This is a genomic window from Janthinobacterium sp. PAMC25594 (assembly GCF_019443505.1).
GTDB lineage: Bacteria > Pseudomonadota > Gammaproteobacteria > Burkholderiales > Burkholderiaceae_D > Janthinobacterium.
This window is the reverse complement of the sequence record NZ_CP080377.1, coordinates 1,644,135-1,661,632: the sequence shown is the minus strand read 5'-3', so window position 1 is coordinate 1,661,632 and position 17,498 is coordinate 1,644,135. Positions and strand designations below refer to the sequence as shown.

The 17,498-nt window shown below is 62.9% G+C and carries 16 protein-coding genes and 5 tRNA genes; 16 read left to right on the top strand and 5 right to left on the bottom strand.

Annotated features, from left to right (window positions below; translation table 11 throughout):
* The first annotated feature begins 6 nt into the window (after positions 1 to 6).
* From KY494_RS07340 to aqpZ, 12 genes are all read left to right on the top strand, one after another.
* Positions 7 to 82: transfer RNA gene (locus KY494_RS07340), tRNA-Glu, on the top strand.
* Positions 83 to 132: 50 nt separating this feature from the next.
* Positions 133 to 208 (top strand) — tRNA-Ala (locus tag KY494_RS07335).
* 402 nt (positions 209 to 610) lie between these two features.
* Positions 611 to 686: transfer RNA gene (locus KY494_RS07330), tRNA-Glu, on the top strand.
* Positions 687 to 807: 121 nt separating this feature from the next.
* A tRNA-Glu gene (locus KY494_RS07325) sits at positions 808 to 883 on the top strand.
* A 70-nt stretch (positions 884 to 953) separates the two neighbouring features.
* A tRNA-Glu gene (locus KY494_RS07320) sits at positions 954 to 1,029 on the top strand.
* A gap of 95 nt (positions 1,030 to 1,124) precedes the next feature.
* Entirely contained in the window at positions 1,125 to 2,294 is a 1,170-nt protein-coding gene (gene earP, locus KY494_RS07315) for an elongation factor P maturation arginine rhamnosyltransferase EarP (RefSeq protein WP_219890449.1), read from the top strand.
* Positions 2,295 to 2,429: 135 nt separating this feature from the next.
* The gene (locus KY494_RS07310) at positions 2,430 to 3,005 is read left to right on the top strand and encodes an elongation factor P (RefSeq protein WP_071078242.1); all 576 of its coding nucleotides are present in this window, start codon (positions 2,430 to 2,432) and stop codon (positions 3,003 to 3,005) included.
* 157 nt (positions 3,006 to 3,162) lie between these two features.
* Complete coding sequence (locus tag KY494_RS07305) at positions 3,163 to 4,335, top strand: amidase family protein (protein WP_258194733.1); 1,173 nt, start codon at positions 3,163 to 3,165, stop codon at positions 4,333 to 4,335.
* Between the two features lie 34 nt (positions 4,336 to 4,369).
* The gene (locus tag KY494_RS07300) at positions 4,370 to 4,780 is read left to right on the top strand and encodes a hypothetical protein (RefSeq protein WP_219134776.1); all 411 of its coding nucleotides are present in this window, start codon (positions 4,370 to 4,372) and stop codon (positions 4,778 to 4,780) included.
* A gap of 66 nt (positions 4,781 to 4,846) precedes the next feature.
* Positions 4,847 to 5,305, top strand: coding sequence for an Ivy family c-type lysozyme inhibitor (locus tag KY494_RS07295; RefSeq protein WP_219890448.1), 459 nt, complete (start codon positions 4,847 to 4,849; stop codon positions 5,303 to 5,305).
* Positions 5,305 to 5,715, top strand: a complete 411-nt coding sequence (locus KY494_RS07290; protein WP_219890447.1) for a GNAT family N-acetyltransferase — start codon at positions 5,305 to 5,307, stop codon at positions 5,713 to 5,715. The genes KY494_RS07295 and KY494_RS07290 overlap by 1 nt, the downstream gene beginning before the upstream one ends.
* A 224-nt stretch (positions 5,716 to 5,939) precedes the next feature.
* Positions 5,940 to 6,629, top strand: a complete 690-nt coding sequence (gene aqpZ, locus KY494_RS07285; protein ID WP_219890446.1) for an aquaporin Z — start codon at positions 5,940 to 5,942, stop codon at positions 6,627 to 6,629.
* A 189-nt stretch (positions 6,630 to 6,818) separates the two neighbouring features.
* Here aqpZ and KY494_RS07280 read toward each other — a convergent pair whose 3' ends face one another.
* Positions 6,819 to 7,646 carry a helix-turn-helix domain-containing protein gene (locus tag KY494_RS07280; RefSeq protein ID WP_219134780.1) on the bottom strand — a complete coding sequence of 276 codons (828 nt, stop codon included), beginning with the start codon at positions 7,644 to 7,646 and terminating at the stop codon, positions 6,819 to 6,821.
* 217 nt (positions 7,647 to 7,863) lie between these two features.
* Between KY494_RS07280 and KY494_RS07275 the strand changes: the two genes are divergently transcribed.
* The 4 genes from KY494_RS07275 (at position 7,864) to KY494_RS07260 (ending at position 11,776) form a co-directional block, all read left to right on the top strand.
* On the top strand, positions 7,864 to 9,015 hold the full coding sequence (locus KY494_RS07275; protein ID WP_219891515.1) for an MFS transporter: 1,152 nt from the start codon (positions 7,864 to 7,866) through the stop codon (positions 9,013 to 9,015).
* A gap of 237 nt (positions 9,016 to 9,252) precedes the next feature.
* Positions 9,253 to 10,629 (top strand): cysteine--tRNA ligase, encoded by a 1,377-nt coding sequence (gene cysS, locus KY494_RS07270; RefSeq protein WP_219890445.1) that lies wholly within the window; start codon positions 9,253 to 9,255, stop codon positions 10,627 to 10,629.
* 42 nt (positions 10,630 to 10,671) lie between these two features.
* Positions 10,672 to 11,241, top strand: a complete 570-nt coding sequence (locus KY494_RS07265) for a hypothetical protein (RefSeq protein WP_219890444.1) — start codon at positions 10,672 to 10,674, stop codon at positions 11,239 to 11,241.
* Complete coding sequence (locus tag KY494_RS07260; RefSeq protein ID WP_219890443.1) at positions 11,234 to 11,776, top strand: hypothetical protein; 543 nt, start codon at positions 11,234 to 11,236, stop codon at positions 11,774 to 11,776. The genes KY494_RS07265 and KY494_RS07260 overlap by 8 nt, the downstream gene beginning before the upstream one ends.
* Here KY494_RS07260 and dbpA read toward each other — a convergent pair.
* The 4 genes from dbpA to KY494_RS07240 all read right to left on the bottom strand — a co-directional run bounded on the left by dbpA (position 11,763) and on the right by KY494_RS07240 (position 17,485).
* Positions 11,763 to 13,190, bottom strand: coding sequence for an ATP-dependent RNA helicase DbpA (gene dbpA / locus KY494_RS07255; RefSeq protein WP_219890442.1), 1,428 nt, complete (start codon positions 13,188 to 13,190; stop codon positions 11,763 to 11,765). The two genes, KY494_RS07260 and dbpA, sit on opposite strands and share 14 nt — an antisense overlap.
* A gap of 110 nt (positions 13,191 to 13,300) precedes the next feature.
* A complete protein-coding gene (locus KY494_RS07250; RefSeq protein WP_102121041.1) occupies positions 13,301 to 13,537 on the bottom strand; it encodes a hypothetical protein in 237 nt (78 codons plus the stop codon).
* Positions 13,538 to 13,742: 205 nt separating this feature from the next.
* Entirely contained in the window at positions 13,743 to 15,407 is a 1,665-nt protein-coding gene (locus tag KY494_RS07245; protein ID WP_219890441.1) for an acid phosphatase, read from the bottom strand.
* Positions 15,408 to 15,688: 281 nt separating this feature from the next.
* A complete protein-coding gene (locus KY494_RS07240; RefSeq protein WP_219890440.1) occupies positions 15,689 to 17,485 on the bottom strand; it encodes a hypothetical protein in 1,797 nt (598 codons plus the stop codon).
* Positions 17,486 to 17,498 lie beyond the last annotated feature (13 nt).

The window sequence follows — 17,498 nt, the reverse complement described above, 5'->3', positions numbered from 1 at the left end:
TCCATGGTCCCCATCGTCTAGAGGCCTAGGACATCACCCTTTCACGGTGAGTACAGGGGTTCGAATCCCCTTGGGGACGCCAGTTCGGTCTGGTGTTGTGGTAGTGAAGAAGTAGCAGTGTTTCTGCGCCCGGGGGGTATAGCTCAGCTGGGAGAGCGCTTGCATGGCATGCAAGAGGTCAGCGGTTCGATCCCGCTTACCTCCACCAACAGCGCAGAAATCACATGATAATCAAAGTCGCCTCGAGCGGCTTTTTTTATTTCCGAGACACTTCTCGCCATCCCCCTCGGGGAATATGGCGTAGGTCGGATTAGCGGGGCCGCCGAGGCGCAGCGTAATCCGACAACACCGTCGCCCTGAATCAACATCCATAGTCATGTCAGGTCGCTTATGCGGCTTTTTTTGCGCCTGCTGAAATTGCAATGACACAGTATTTCCATATCGTATGAGTATCTTCTGTCCCATAGGGAGATCTCTGCAAATAAGATGGAAAATAAAACCCCCGGTAGTTGATTTCGTGAATCGCTTCGTGTTAAACTTCGCGCACGCTTTTTTGAGGGGCTAAGCAAAGCCTTCAACGAAGAGTCCGCTGAGAGTAGAGCCAGCACAGGTCCCCATCGTCTAGAGGCCTAGGACATCACCCTTTCACGGTGAGTACAGGGGTTCGAATCCCCTTGGGGACGCCAGGATTGAGTTGTAAAGTGAGTGCAGTGCTGAACGGGCCTGACAAGTCAGGCTTTTTTTGTTTCTGCGATCGCTGCAGTACCGGGTCAGGATGCGGAGTTAATGCATTCAGGACAGATTTCTGTCCCCATCGTCTAGAGGCCTAGGACATCACCCTTTCACGGTGAGTACAGGGGTTCGAATCCCCTTGGGGACGCCAGATTCGCAAGCAGTAAGCAGGTAAAGTAACAGGTCGGGATGCAAAGCAGCGCATCCTGGACAGATTTTCTGTCCCCATCGTCTAGAGGCCTAGGACATCACCCTTTCACGGTGAGTACAGGGGTTCGAATCCCCTTGGGGACGCCAGACCGGCTGAATCAGCCAACAACAAAGCCGCCTGGTAACAGCGCGGCTTTTTTGTTATTGGGCGTCGTGCCCACGTTTTTCTCTTCCCGTTGACTATGCCACTTCCTACCGATCGCGCACCATCCCTGGCCATCTTCTGCAAAGTCGTCGACAACTACGGCGATATCGGCATTTGCTGGCGCCTGGCGCGGCAACTGGGCGGCGAGCACGGCGTGGCCGTCACCCTGTGGGTCGATGATTTATCCAGTTTCCAGCGCATCTGTCCTGAAATCGATGTGGCTGCCGAAGTGCAGCACGTGTCCGGCGTCATGATCCGTCATTGGCGCGGCCAGGATGGCGTGTTTGCGCCGGCCGATATCGCCGATATCGTCATCGAGTTTTTTGCCTGCGACATTCCACCCGGCTACATCGGCGCCATGGCGCAGTGCGCGCCGCAGCCGGTGTGGCTGAACCTGGAAGGCTTGACGGCGGAAGAGTGGGTCGAGGGCTGCCATGCGCTGACCTCGCCACGCCATGGCATGATCAAGCATTTCTTCTTCCCCGGTTTTACCAATAAAACGGGCGGCTTGCTGCGCGAGGCGGCGCTCGATGAAAAAAGGCTGGCATTCCAGGCCGATGCCGGCGCCATGGCGGCATTCCTGGGGCAATTCGGCGTGAGTCCGGCGGAAATGTCTGCTTTGAAAGTATCGCTGTTCTGCTATCCGTCCGCGCCCGTCGCCCAGTTGTTTGGCGTGTGGCAGGCGGGGCGCGAAGCCGTGACATGCCTGGTGCCGGAAGGCGTCGCGTTCGATGCCGTTCAGGCATTTATCGGCGACGATGCGGCGACGGCTGGTGCTGCGCGCACGCGTGGCGCGCTCACCGTGCGCGTGCTGCCTTTCGTGCCGCAAGACGATTACGACCGCTTGCTGTGGGCCTGCGATGTCAATCTCGTGCGCGGCGAGGATTCCTTCGTGCGCGCGCAATGGGCCGGCCAGCCGTTTCTCTGGCATATCTATTTGCAGGATGAAAACTTGCATCACGTGAAATTGCGCGCCTTCCTGCAGCGCTATGCGGCCGATGCGGACGGTGCCATCGACAGCCTGGCGCAGGCGGCGCTGGCCTGGAATGGCGCCAGCGCGGACGCCTTGCCGTGGACGTTGCTGTGGCCCGCCTTGCAGGCCGACCTGCCGCGCATCAGGGCACGCGCGCGGGCCTGGCAGCGGCAGATGCAGTCCAATGGCGATCTGGCAAGTAACTTGCTGGCGTTCGCCGGCGCGACGAGATAGGCGCTTGCCAAAAATTAAGGTAAAATGCCCGGTTATTTCTAACGTATTTTTAACCGATCAAACGCAAGCTTGCGGCGCTGATGGCGCACAGGCGGCAGATGGTCTTCATGCAACCCACTTTTTACGTACATTCCTATGAAACCCGCAAAAGAAATTCGTGTTGGCAATATCATCATGGTCGACAGCAAGCCAATGATCGTGTTGCGTTCTGATGTCAACGGTTCGAGCCGCACGGGCTTCACCTACAAATGGAAGATGAAAAATCTTCTGACGAACACCCCGATGGAAAACGTGTTCCGCGGCGACGACAAGTTTGACGTTGTTGTTCTGGATAAAAAGCCAGTGACGTATTCGTACTTCGCCGACCCGCTGTTCGTCTTCATGGACACCGAGTACAACCAGTATGAAATCGAAGAAGAAAACCTGGGCGATGCACTGCATTACCTGAAGGATGGCATGGAATGCGAAGCCATTTTCTACGACGGCAAGGCTATCTCCGTTGAACTGCCTACGACCATCGCCCGTCAAGTGGTGTACTCGGAGCCTGCGGTCAAGGGCAACACTTCGGGCAACGTCCTGAAAGAAGCCAAGATCGAAAACGCCATCGAAGCGCACCGCCACATCGTGCAAGTGCCGCTGTTCGTGGCACAGGACGATGTCATCGAAATCGACACCCGTACCAACGAATACAAGCGTGTCGTGCGCAACTGATTTGCCCCAGTGCTTGACCATCAAGAAACGCTGCCTTCGGGCGGCGTTTTTTTTGCTTAAAAAATAATTCCCTTTGACAACAATTGAGTTGCAAGGACTGCTATGCTATGGATAGCACATTATTGCGTTAGAAGCACTGAAGTTTCCTGGAGATAGCATGCAGCGTAGTCATATGGTGCGCGACGGCGCATATCGGGGCGCGACGCCTGTCGTGGCGGCCGTGCCGGCGCGCGTGTCGCGCCCCGTATTGGCCCGTGCCACGGCGCCCGCCAGCCCCATGGCCCACCTGCTCGATGCGGGTGTCTTGCCGCAACAGCAGATGATGCGGGCAGGCAAGCTCAGTTCGCATGCGCTGACGTCGCAGTACCTGGCGCGTATCCGCTCCCTGTGCAGCATCGGCGCGCGTGCCTATGCCGGCATTGAAATCAATCCCGATGCGCTGAAAATTGCCCTGGAAATGGACCGCGAGCGGCAGGGGCACAAGGTGCGCGGCCCCTTGCATGGCATCCCTGTCGTCTTGCGCGACAATATCGCCACCGGCGACCGCATGAAGACGCGCACGCAGGCGCAGCTGGCCACGCAGGCCAGTTGCGATTCTTTTGTCGCGGCGCGTTTGCGCGCGGCCGGCGCCGTCATCATCGGCAAAAGCAATTTGCGCCAGTGGGCCGCCGTCAGCGTGCCGCATGCCAGTGCCAGCTGGGCCGGTCTGACCATCCTGGCCGTGGACAGCGCGGCGGACGGCTCCATCGTCGCGCCTGCTTCAAATTGCGGCCTGGTCGCCATCAAACCCACGGGCAGGGCAGCCGCCGGGCAGGGCGGCGAGCCAGCCACGGCGGGACCGATGGCGCCCAGCGTGCGGGAAGCGGCCTGGCTGCTCGCTGCCCTGACGGGCGAGCGCCTGGCCGATGGCATGGTGCTCGACGCCGCCGGCTTGCATGGGCGCCGCATCGGCGTGGCGCGCCACCTGTTCGGCCAGTGTGCCGGGACCGATGCCGTGATCGAGCAGGCACTGCTGGTGCTGCGCGAACAGGGCGCGGAACTGATCGAGACGCCGCCTGCGCCCGGACCAGACGGCATCGCAGCGTTGCTGTGCTCGCATGAGCTCGATGCGCTGGTGGGTCCGACCTGCCATGGCGTATCGCCGCAGTCCGACTTGCCGCACATTACGGTGCCTGCCGGCGTGGTTGCGGGCTTGCCCGTCGGTTTGTCCTTCATCGGACCTGCCCATGGCGACATGCCGCTCATTGCGATGGCCTATGCCTATGAGCAGGCGACGTTGCACCGGCGTACACCGGCATTGCCGTCCAGCATCACGCAGGCGCTGCGTTGACCATGATGATACTTTTCGCTTTCTTTCGATAACTATGCTTGCAATCTTGCTGCTGAGCGCGGCCATGGCCGCCACCCCGACTCCTTTTGATGCCGCGCAACTGTCTGGCAGTTGGTCCGACAGCGTGAATACGAGCAGTGTTTGCGAAGAAGCGCGGCACTTTACGCGCATGCAGCTGTCTGACGATCATCAGCGGCTGGCGATCTTCAACGACCGCACCTGGAAAAGCAAGCTCGGTGAAACCAACCGCTTTGCCGCGACCGTGGTGGCGGAAACGGAGCGCAGCCTGACTTTGCGCTATGACAATGAAACCCGCCTCAATGCCGCTGGCAAGCTGGTGGAATGGCAGTTGATCATCGTCGCGCCCGGCGTGTACCGCTGGCGCGAGACGGGTTGGCCGGAAGGCAAGGTCAACGGCGTGGTCGGCATCCGCTGCTCTCCCTGATGCGGGTGTGCAAGCATGGCATTCTGCTATGCTGCCCCCCATTACACTATGCTTTCAGGAGAAGTCATGTCCGCACGTTTGTTGTCCCCCCTGTTCCTGGCCGCCGCCGTGGCGCTGGCCGCCATGCCGGCGCAAGCGCGTACGCCCAGGCTGTCGCTCATTGAGCAAGCGCAAAGCTGCGACGGCGGCCATACCTGCCCGTATTTCCCCGACGTCTACAAGGCGGACTACGCCTTTCGCACGGCCTTCAATGTGGGCTTGAAAAAAGCCGGCCTGAAGCGCCAGCGCTGGGTGCCAGATGGCGTGGCCAGTCCGCTCAAGCCCGTCGAGATCGACGGCAAGGCGCGCCTGCTGAGCAGCGTCTGCGAACCGCACAATTGCGGCCACCACTACACCATCCTGTACGACCCGGTCGCGCGCAGCATGACGGGCGTGTACATGGGCAGCGACGACAAGGGCGGTTTGCGCACCGTGTACTTCGGTGAGCCCAGCATTGCCGAAGCCGACTTGCTGTACAAGAACTGATGCACGCGCCACTACGCATCTCCAGCGAACGCGGCGAACTGGACGTGCTCATGATCCACCGCTACCTGAGCGAGCAGTCGTACTGGAAGCGTGGCGTGGCGATCGAGACGGTGCGCAAGGGCATAGCCAACGCGCTGAGTTTCGGCGGCTACGTCGATGGGCAGCAAGTGGCCTTCGCCAGGGTCATCACCGATTACACGGATTTTGCCTACCTGCGCGATGTCTTTGTGCTGCCGCCATATCAGGGGCGCGGGTATGGCAAGCAGATGGTGGCCGCCGTGCTCGGCGATGTACGCTTGCGCGATGTCGCCTGGATGCTGGGCACCGACGACGCGCATGGCCTGTATGCGGGCTTTGGTTTTGCGCCGCTGGAGGCGCCGCAAAAATACATGCGCCGCCCCGCGCCATAAAATTATCAAAAAACCTTTAAGTGACAAGATAACCATTAGCATTATTGCACAAAATAATGTTGCATTGATAATGACATCATGTCATTATCTGCGCTCTGCAGCGTGCGCTGCGCTGAGTTGGTAGTGCTGTGCTTTGTCGTCGCCCCTTGGGCGCGGGCAAAGGTGGTGAGCGGTCCGATTCGTCGTCCCTGGCACGTTTTCTCGTCACTTTAAAGGAATACATCATGAAACAATATGGAGCCGAGTTCCTCGGCACGTTCTGGCTGGTGCTGGGCGGTTGCGGCAGCGCCGTGCTGGCGGCTGCCTTTCCCGGCCTTGGCATCGGCTTTGCCGGTGTGGCGCTGGCGTTTGGCCTGACGGTGCTGACCATGGCTTACGCCATCGGTCACATCTCGGGTTGTCATTTGAATCCTGCCGTCTCGATCGGCCTGTGGGCCGGTGGCCGTTTTCCCGCCAATAAACTGTTGCCGTACATCATCGCGCAAGTGCTGGGCGCCATCGTGGCCGGCGGCGTGCTGTACGTGATCGCCAGCGGGCAGGCCGGTTTCGATGTCAGCAAGGGCTTTGCCTCGAACGGCTATGGCGCCCATTCGCCGGGCGGCTATTCGATGTTGTCGGCGCTGGTGATTGAAATCGTGCTGACGATGTTCTTCCTGATCGTCATCCTGGGCGCCACCGACAAGCGCGCCCCGGCCGGCTTCGCCCCGCTGCCGATCGGCCTGGCGCTGACCCTGATCCACCTGATCAGCATTCCCGTGACGAATACCTCCGTCAACCCGGCCCGCAGCACGGGCGTGGCCTTGTACGTGGGCGACTGGGCCACCAGCCAGTTGTGGCTGTTCTGGCTGGCACCCATCATCGGCGCCTTGCTGGGCGCGCTGGCCTACCGCTTGATTGCTGGCGAAAAAAAGTAGGTCGGCTTAGCCCGCAGGGCGTAAGCCGACAATGCCGGCAGCGTAGCTTGTCGGCTTACGCGCGGCTGCGCCACGCTAAGCCGACCTACGCGGCTGGCGTATCGCCTGGTTGCAGGTGAAAAATCAAGGTGTAGGTCGGCTTAGCCCGCAGGGCGTAAGCCGACAATGCCGGCAGCGGCGCTTGCCGACCTACGCGGCGCGCCACTCGCTCAGGTAGTGCTGCGGCGTGCGGCCCAGGATGCGGCGGAACATGGCGCTGAAGGCGCTGGGGCTGGCGTAGCCCAGCGCATAGGCGATGGCGGCCACGCCTTCGCCCCGGTCGAGGCGGCAGAAGGCCTCGGCCAGGTGGACTTGCTGCAGCCATTGGCGGTAATGCAAGCCCGTTTCCTTGGGAAACAGACGGATCAGGGTGCGCGCGCTGGCGCCCGCCTCCTGCGCCCAGTCTTCGATGCTGCGCCGGCTGCCCGGTGCGCTCATGATGGCCGAGCAGACAGCCACCAGGCGGCGGTCGCGCGGCCAGGGGATGGCGAGGGGCACCGTATCGGCGGCCGCCAGTTCCGACAGGATCAGGTGGGCCAGCCAGTCGCCGCGCCCCGCCAGCGCATACTCGATCGGTTCGGCCAGCAAGGCCAGGATCAGCTCGCGCAGCAGCCGGCTCACTTCCAGCACCTTGCAATCGGCGCCATACTGGGCCGCTACCTGCGCATCGATGTACACGGTGCGCATGCTCAGTTCGCTCAAGATGTTGACCTCATGCACGATGCCCACGGGGATCAGCAGGGCGCGCCGGGGCGGCAATATCCACACGCCGTGCCCGGTGGAGACGCGCATCACGCCTTCCGTCGCATACAGCAGTTGCGCCCGCACATGGCTGTGCGGCGCCGTATAGTCGCCCACCGCATATTGCCTGGACATGGCCGTCACGGGGCGCGGCACGTGCTGGTAATCGTGCGAGCTGGTGCTGCGGCTGAACGGCACGCCAGCGGGGTGGGTCTGGGCAGGTTGCTGGGTATACATGTGGGGCGTTGGTTTGTCTCGTGGTTGTCACTTGGGCGACGATTATTGGAAGTTATCAGTTCGGCGACCATACTATACTGGCTTCTTTGCCGGGCCGCCCGCCGAGCCCGATTATTGCGGATGACACATGCATACAACCACAACTGCTCCAGCATTGGCCAAACCCGTGCCGGTGGCCCCCTCGCTTCATCGTTCCCAACAACCATCCGGTCTGGCCATGCACATCCTGGGCGCCGTCGCCTTCGTGCATTTGCTCAATGACCTGATCCAGGCATTATTGCCGTCGATTTACCCGATGCTGAAAGCCGAGTTTTCACTCAGTTTTACCCAGGTCGGCCTTATAACCCTGACGTTCCAGTGCACGGCCTCGTTGCTGCAGCCCTGGATCGGCTTGTACACGGACCGCCGTCCGCTGCCATTCCTGTTGCCGGTCGGCATGTGCTTTACCCTGGCCGGCGTGCTGATGCTGTCCATCGTCTCGACCTTTCCGACCCTGCTGCTCGCCGCTGGCCTGATCGGCGTCGGTTCTTCGACCTTCCACCCGGAAGCGTCGCGCGTGGCGCGCATGGCCTCGGGCGGGCGCTACGGCTTTGCCCAGTCCCTGTTCCAGGTGGGCGGCAACGTCGGTTCCGCGCTGGGGCCGCTGCTGGCGGCCGCCGTCATCGTCAACCGTGGCCACGGCAATATCGCCTGGTTCAGTCTGCTGGCCGTGCTGGCCATCGGCGTGCTGTACAAGGTCAGCCGCTGGTACAGCGGCCACCTGGCCAGCTTCAAGCCGAAGGCGGGCGGCCATGGCCCGAACTTGTCGCGCAACAAGGTGTTGCAAGCGCTGGGCGTGCTGGCGCTGCTGGTGTTCTCGAAGTACATCTACATGGCCAGCTTGTCGAGTTATTACACGTTTTACCTGATCGACAAATTCCACCTGTCGCTCGGCGATGCGCAGCTATACCTGTTCCTGTTCCTCGCCGCCGTGGCGGCCGGCACCTTCATGGGCGGCCCCATCGGCGACCGCATCGGCCGCAAGCGCGTGATCTGGATTTCCATCCTGGGTGCCGCCCCGTTCACCCTGCTGTTGCCGTATGTGGACCTGTTCTGGACGGCCGTCTTGACGGTGATCATCGGTTTCGTGATTTCTTCCGCCTTTTCCGCCATCGTCGTCTTCGCGCAAGAACTGGTGCCGGGCAAGGTGGGCATGATCGCCGGGATCTTCTTTGGCCTGATGTTCGGCGTGTCCGGCATCGCGGCGGCCGCCATGGGCCATCTGGCCGACGTGGCGGGTATCGCCTATGTGTATCAAATCTGCTCCTACCTGCCGCTGCTGGGCATATTGACGGTGCTGCTGCCGCATATCGAGCAGGCGAAAAAATAAGCGGGGGACGCGGGAGGGCTTGACGGCCCGCCCGCGTCCATGCGATATTTGTCCCATGATCACTTTCATCCTCGCTCCAGTTTTTGCATCCGGCGCCGCTGCTGCGCTGTGTCCGTGCGCCTGGCTTCGTGAGGATGCGGCCCGGCGCCGTTAAACTTTTTACTCCTCATTCGATGGCCACAGTGTTGAAAAACCTGTGGCCATTTTCTTTTTCCGCAACGCGCATGAAAGTCCCGCATGACACTTCATTTGTACGATACGTATAGCCGCAGCCTGCGGCCGTTTGAACCCATCGCCCCGGGCCAGGCGGGCCTGTACGCCTGCGGCCCCACCGTCTACGATTACGCGCACATCGGCAACTTGCGCACCTATCTGTTCGTCGACGGCTTGCGCCGCGCGCTCGCGTTCAACGGCTTGCAGGTGCGCCACGTGATGAACATCACGGACGTGGGCCATTTGACGTCGGACGCGGACAGCGGCGACGACAAGGTCGAGGCGCGCAGCCGGCGCAGCGGCGAGTCGGCCTGGGACATCGCCGCCGCATTCACGCGCGCGTTTGAAGACGATCTGCGCCAGTTGAATATCCTGCCGCCCACCGTCTGGTGCCGCGCCACCGATCACATCGCGGAACAGATCGCGTTCATCGGCGACCTGGAAGCGAAGGGCTATACCTACCGCACGGACGATGGCATCTATTTCGACACGACGCGCCAGGACGATTATGGCAAGCTGGCGCGCCTGAAGCGCGATGGCCTGCAGGCGGGGAAACGGGTGGAGCTGGGCGAGAAGCGCGATATCTGCGACTTCGCGCTGTGGAAGTTCAGCGGCGTGCCGGGCCAGCGGCAGATGGAATGGGACAGCCCCTGGGGCCTGGGTTTTCCCGGCTGGCATATCGAATGCTCGGCCATGGCGGAAAAGCACCTGGGTACGTATTTCGACATCCATTGCGGCGGCGAAGACCATGTGGCCGTCCACCACAGCAACGAGATCGCGCAAACGCAGGCGCGCCACGGCACGCGCCTGGCCAATTTCTGGCTGCACGGCGCTTTCCTCAAGACGCAGGATGCGAAGATGTCGAAATCCTCGGGCGATTTTTTGCGTTTGCAAAGCCTGGCGGAGCAGGGCGTCGATCCGCTGGCCTACCGCTACCTGTGCCTGGGCGCCCACTACCGCGGCAGCCTCAATTTCACGGATGACGCCCTGCGCGCCGCCGCCAGCGGTCTGGCGCGCCTGCGCCTGGCCGTGCATGGCCTGGGGGATGCGGACGGCGAGGCAGATCCCGCATGGCTGGCGCGTTTTACGGCCTGCATCAACGATGACCTGAATTATCCGCGCGCGCTGGCCGTGGCCTGGGAGCTGCTGAAAAGCGATGTACCCCATAGCGCCAAAAAAGCGACCTTGCTGCGCTTCGACGAAGCCTTGGGCCTGGACTTGCTGCGCTGGCAGCCGGCGCAGGTGGACGTGCCGCGGCAGGTGCAGGCCTGGATGGCGGAAAGGGCGCTCGCCCGCGCGCAGCGCCTGTGGGCCGAGGCGGACCGCTTGCGCGCACTGGCGCGCGCGGCCGGCTATGACATCGACGATACGCCGCAAGGGCAACAGGCGCGGCCTTTGTGAAGATGTCCTGCATAATGGCCGCCTGATGAAACTGGAGATGCCGTGAAGCGTCGTGTGCTGCTATTGAGTTGTTGCCTGGTCTTTTCTGCCGCGCAGGCGGCCAGCGAGTGTCCGGGCTTTCCCGCGCTGGCCACGTCAGGAGAGGCGCTGCTGGCGCAAGTGCGCGCGCTGCCGCCCGTCGGCATCGACCGCGAACGGCAGGCGTGCGCGCCGGCGACCATCATCGACTTCGCCTACAGTGGCGGCACCTTGTGCCGCTTTGGCGGCGAGATCGAGGCGGCGACGGCCGCCGTCACGCGCCTGGCCGACGGCGGTGAACTTGTCGAATACCTGTACCTGTTCCCGTATGCGCCAGCCACGCATGCGCGTTTGCTGGCGCTGCTGGCCGCGCGTTTTACGCCAGTCGACAAGGCGGCCTGGCCGGCCTTCCTGCGGGGGACCGCGCCGGGCAAGGAAACCACGGCCCTGTTCACGCAGGGCGGCTACCATATTTCGCTGGGCAAGCCCAGCGCAGGCGACCCTGCCGCATGGTATTCGAATGTGATCTTTGAAAAGGTGGATAAACCTGCCTTGGGCGTGCGCAAGGTGTGCCGGGAAGGGCGCGATGGCTGAAGCGGACGCCTTTCCGGCCGCCTTGGCCGGCACTGTGGCGCAGCTGTTGCCCGCGCTGGGGAGCAGCCGGGCACACCCGCCATTTGCCGTGTATCAGAATGGCGAGACCTTGCTGATCCCGACGCGCACGTACTACGACCGCGAGCGGTTGCTCACTTGTACCCGGCTGCCCGGCGACGCGGGCGTGATCGCTCTGTGCCTGGGCACGCGCCACCATGACGGCCATCTGCGCGAAGCGTGTGTAAGCCAGCTGCTGCTGCAGCAGCGGGTATGGACGGTGCCGTTCGTCGTGCACCTGTGCGGCGAATACGTGCTGGAGATTATCGAGGTGATTGGCGCGGCGCTGCCGGCCTGGAATGGAGAAGCGCTGGCGCGCTATCTGCGGGAAAACCCCGCGTATGTGGCTACCCTGGAGCGGCGCAGCATCAGTTACTGGAGCTGCTACTACCGCGGGCGCTATCCCGTGTGGGAAGACTATCCGGGACGCAGGGCCATGGCGGCCCTGCGTGCATTGCAGCAGCTTACGCCTCGATAAAGCGCATCTTGAAGCTGCGGCCCTTGATGTTGCCGAAGTCGCGGCCCAGGGAGTTACCGGCGTTGAGGCGCTTGAAGGCCGCTTCGGCCACCTTGCGGTCCAGCGCCACGTAGGTCATGAACTCGAACACGTTGATCTTGCCCACTTGCTCCTTCGTCAGGCCCGCATCGCCCGTCAATGCGCCCAGCAAATCGCCCGGACGCAGCTTGTCCTTCTTGCCGCCCATGATGCACAGGGTGACCATCGGCGCCGGCAGCGCCTCGATCCCGTCATCTTCCGCCAGTTCCTTCAGGTCGTGCCATTCGGCGGCGCTGTTCTGGTACTGCTCGATCAGCTTGACCCATTTTTTCTCGTTCGGCGCGCACAGCGACAGGGCCAGGCCCTTCTTGCTGCCGCGGCCAGTGCGGCCGATGCGGTGGATGTGGACTTCCGTGTCTTTCGAGACGTCGACGTTGATCACGGCGCCCAGGTCGGAGATATCGAGGCCGCGCGCGGCGACGTCGGTGGCGACCAGCACGGAGCAGCTGCGGTTGGCGAACAGCACCAGGATTTCATCGCGCTCGCGCTGTTCCAGCTCACCATACAGGGCCAGCGCGGAAAAGCCTTGCTGGCGCAGTTCGTCGGCCAGTTCGCGGCAATGCACCTTGGTGTTGCAGAAGGCCAAGGTCGATTCCGGCTTGAAGTGTTTCAGCAGCTTGCCGACGGCGCCATTGCGTTCGTCGAAGCCGATTTCATAGAAGCGCTGCTCGATCTTGTCGTTGTCGTGCTGCGCCTCGACCGTCACTTCCAGCGGATTGACGAGGAACGATGCCGTGGCGCGGCGGATGTCTTCCGGATACGTGGCCGAGAACAGCAGGGTCTGGCGGCGTGCCGGGCAGGCGCTGACGATGCCGGCGATTTCCTCGTAAAAGCCCATGTCCGTCATGCGGTCCGCTTCATCGAGCACCAGCGTCTGCACGTGGCTCAGGTTGATGGTGCCGCGGCCCAGGTGGTCGCGCATGCGGCCCGGCGTACCGACGACGATATGGGCGCCGTGTTCCAGCGAGGCGATTTGCGGGCGCATCGGCGCGCCGCCCGTCAGGGTCAGGATCTTGATGTTGCCGGCCGCGCGCGCCAGGCGGCGCAATTCATTGGCTACCTGGTCGGCCAGTTCGCGCGTGGGGCACAGCACCAGGCCCTGCACGGCAAACCAGGCCGGATTGAGCTTGTGCAGGATGCCGATGCCGAAGGCGGCCGTCTTGCCGCTGCCCGTTTTCGCTTGCGCGATCAGGTCGCGGCCATCGAGCACCGCCGGCAGGCTTTGCGCCTGGATGGTGGTCATCTCGTGGTAGCCGAGCGAGTCCAGGTTGGCCAAAAAGGCGGGCGTCAGCGGCAGGCTGGAAAAAGAATTGGTGGTGGCGGTGGTGGTGTTCATAGGGGCGGAGCCGGTAAAAAGCGGGTGGATGGGCACAGTCTACAGGCGTTCTACGCCCTTGTGCGGATGGTGGTGTGGAAGCCGGCGGCAAACGGCCGCCGGCGCGGGTACTAATTATCTGGCGCCCAGATGGGCAAGCCAGTGAGATCAAGGCCGGCGTCGCGCGTCCACACGGGCAGGCCCGTGGCGTCGGTCGGCTCCAGCAATTCGAGCTGCACCTGCTTCAAGGCCACCTTGCGCGCACGCGCGCGGCGCTGCGGTTCCGGCGCCGGCTCTGGCGCCTCGTGCGCTGGCAGCTGGCCGAAGCCGGGCAAGTCGATGGTGGCGTTGTCTTTTTTATCTCTCATTTGCTAACCTCTGTCCTTGGCCGGCGAAAGCCAAGGGGCGGGCAAGGTGCTGCCCGCCTATGTCTATACGCTTTAACTTCATCCACAAAACAAAAGCCCGGCTACTGGAGTCGGGCTCATTGTTGGAACAACCGTCAGGAATACCTGTCCTGCGGATTTAAGTGCGGCACGCAGTGTATCACAGGCGTGCCGCACCGTGTGGGGCTTAACGGAAGCTCAAGGCGCCAGTCAAGTCGCCCGGCGGCAGCGCGCCGCGTGACGCAAACGCGTCGTTGCGCACTTTCAGGCCTTCGAGCAGCGGCAGATCGTGCAGGCGCGTGATCAGGCGCAGGATCGACGTCGTGTCATAAAAACTGTGGTCGACGGCGCCTTTTTTCGCGTACGGCGAGACGACGATGGCGGGAATGCGCGTGCCCGGGCCCCAGCGGTCGCCCTTGGGCGGCGCCACGTGGTCCCACCAGCCGCCGTTTTCGTCAAACGTGATCACCACGATCATGTCTTTCCACTGCGGCGATTCCTTCAGATGCTGGATGATGTTGGCCACGTGCTGGTCGCCCGATTCGATATCCGAATAGCCCGCGTGCAGGTTCAGGTTGCCCTGCGGCTTGTAGAAGGTCACGGCCGGCAGCTTGCCCGCCACGGCGGCGGCGAGGAATTTGTTCGAGATCGGGCTGTCGCCCGTGCCGCCGTCGCGCAGGTGCTCGGCGCGCGCAGCCGTGCCAGGCGCGAACTGCTTGAAGTAGTTCAGCGGCTGGTGGTGGAACTGGAAATTCGGCTTGCTGCCGCCACCCTTCTGGTCGAGCGCCGCTTGCCAGCCGCCGCCGTACCACGCCCAGCTGACGCCCTTGCGCGACAACAGGTCGCCGATGGTGTCATAGGTTTGCGGTGGCAGGGTGTTCGCGTCGGCCGGGTCGGCATGCAGCGGATCGCCATCGAAGGCGGGGCGGACGTAACTCGGTTGATATGGCGGCGCCATGGTGTTGACGGCATAGCCGTCCGGCGTGAGGGCGCCGTCGTTCACGTACTTCGGCTTGCCATCGAGCGCGGAGGCGGGGCACTCGGGAGAGATCGCCAGGCGCACGCCTTGCGGGCCATCGGACAGCACGGCGATCTTTTTCTTCGCCGCCGTCTCGGCGGCATTGAAGTATTCGTTGGCGCGGCCCGTGACGAGGAACTGGTGGTTCATGTAGGAGCCGCCGAAGGCCGCCATGAAGAAGTTGTCGCACAAGGTGTACTGCTCGGCGATCTGCCACAGGTTCAGGTTTTTCGACGTTTCGCCGTAGTGGCCCATCACCAGGCCGCCGCTGTCGGCCCACGCGGCAAAGCCGTCGTTCTTGCCGCCGTTGATCTGCATCTGGTTGTTATAGAAGCGGTGCACGAGGTCGCGCGTGATGATGCTCTCGGGCAGGGGCTTGCCGGCCGCGTCGCTCAGTTTGTAGGGCGCGTTCGGCAGACCGGAAATCTGCTCTTCCTTGATCAGGTAATCGGTGCCGCCGATATTTTGCTGGTTCGGCACCAGGCCGCCCCAGATCTTCGGCAGGGTGGCCAGCGGCTTGCCGTCGCGGTCCAGCTGCCGCGCCTGTTCCGCCGTGACGGCGGACAGGGGCGCGCTGGTGCCGGGGAAGTTGGCGAACAGGTTGTTGAAGCTGCGGTTTTCCAGGTAGATCACGACCACGTTCTTGACGTGGGCCTTGAGTTTCGCGTCGAGCGAACCCCTGGCGATGGTCTTTCTGGCGGGCGCGGCGTCGGCCAGCGCCGGCAGACTGGCGGCCAGGCCGACTGCGGAAGCGGCCTGAAAAATGCGCCGGCGCGAGGGATTGGCGGGTTGGTCGGCCGGATCGGCTGGCAGGGCGGGGGCGAGGTCCTTCACACATTCTCCTTGGGTGTCATTCGTTTGCTGATGCGCGAAAATTGTATCACCGTGGCCTGGCAAATGTGAAATTTCACGGCTGCGTATCAGCAGTGCTTTTCCCCTGCAGGCAGCAAGGCAGGCAGCGGCGATTTGTGCTGCCCGGTGATACGGGGGGCGGAATGGATCGGAATGCAGGCGGGCGGCAACAGACATGCGAGGCCAATGAGGATCAAAGGACTTTCACTGGAGGCCGCTTTGCTGGCGTCGGAAAAAGCGACGTCGGCAAGGCGGCCGTGCGCTTACACTACCGTTTCAATGCCGTGGAAGTTCTCATAGAACTCGGTGGCGAAGCGTTCGCCGGGCAGTGGGGCGAAATCGTTTTCCAGCCAGGTGGCCAGGCGCGCGGCTTGCGTCTCGTTGCCTGCCCAGATCAAGGCGCTGATCTTGCTCTGAGGCGCAGGCGTCACCGAAAAGATAAGCCGCCGGTGGCCGCGCAGCACCTCCAGCGCCACTGGCGCCGTCTTGGCGGAGGCCCAGGCCAGCGCTGCCGGTGTGTACGGATAGCCATTGATACCTGTAATAACGTCGTCCGGCGCCAGCCCGCTATTTCCGGCCGGCGTGTTGTCGAGCACGTTATAGATGGCCGGTGCGCCCTGGTTCAGGAACATGATGCCCAGCTGTAGCACGGTACTGTGCTGCACGGCAAAGCCCAGTTCGCCAAGCAGCGCCTCCGTGCCCAGCCCGCCCGGATGGCGTACCGCCGCGCCGATCTGTGCCCCCAGTCCTGCGCGCTGGCTATCGAAGTAGGTGATCACATCATCGTTGGTGTAGCCCTCATGATCGGGGCCGCCGCTGAGATATTCCTCGAAGAAGCCGCGGAAGCTGCGGTCCAGCGTCTGTGTGTTCGAGCCCAAGCGCAGCGTGGCATCGACATCGAAGGCGATCAGCATACCCTTGTCGTAATAGTCGATGCTGCTGGCCGGCCGGCCGGGGTACTTGGGGTGATTCAGGTAAGTCGCCAGCGAAGAATCGGCCGCGCTGACGCGCTCGTAGGCGGGCACCGCCCGCAGGTGTTCCAGATAGCCAACCACGCTGCTGAAGAATTGTCCGGGACTGTAGATGCCGGCCCGGGTACAAGACAGAAATTCGTAGTAGCGCGTGAATCCCTCGGCCATCCACAGTCCTTCGCTGAAGCTGCCGCAGGTCAGCGCATGCTGCAATTGCAGCAGTGGCGCGGGCCGCAGGCGCCGCACGTTCCAGGCATGGAACAGTTCGTGGGCGCACACGCGCACGCCGATGGCGTTCTGTGCGGGATCGACGAAGACGTCTTGGCTCAGTCCGCACATGGTGCTGGTCAGATGCTCCAGCCCCCATTCGGCGGCCGGGTTCAGGCTCAGCACGAAGGTGTAATCCTCGAAAGGGAAGGTGCCGAACATGCGTCCAAAGCCCGCCGTCACCTGCGCCACCTGGTCGACGAACGCCTCCACACCCTCGTCGAAACCCACGCCGCTGTCAACAAAGGCAAAGTAAAACGGCGTGCCCTGGACCGTACGCTCGAGCAAGCGGTAACCGCCCATGACGACCGGCGTATCGAGCAGGATCTCGTAGCTGGGATAGCGCCACCCGTTGGCGCCCAGCGGCGTCGCCCCGGACGGATGGTGGATGCTGGCGCGCCACGCTTCCGGCAGCTCATAACTGACGGAGCAGGGGCCTGCATGATCCGGGCTGTGCAGATAGCGCGTGCCCAGCAGCACAGCGTACTCGCTGTCGACGATGCCGGCCTGTTCACCGAATTCAGCCGCATAGGCCGAGGCGCGGTAGCGGACGGTGACGTCGCCCGCGCCGCCGTCGACAACGAAGGCTTGCCAGCCATCGCGCCACAGCGGCAGGGGCGCGCCGCTGTGGCTGTCGTGGGCCTGCAGCTCGAAAAGCTCCCGCGCCAGCGGCGCAAAACTGTAGTCGCCCGGCACCCAGGTGGGCGTCTCCAGGCGGATCCTGCCGCGCGCAAGGTCGCCCGTCAGGCGCATGCAGACAGTCAGTTCATGCCGTTGCGGATCGACGGACACCTGGTAGTGCACGTTGGAAGTTGTGGTCATGGTGGACTCCTGC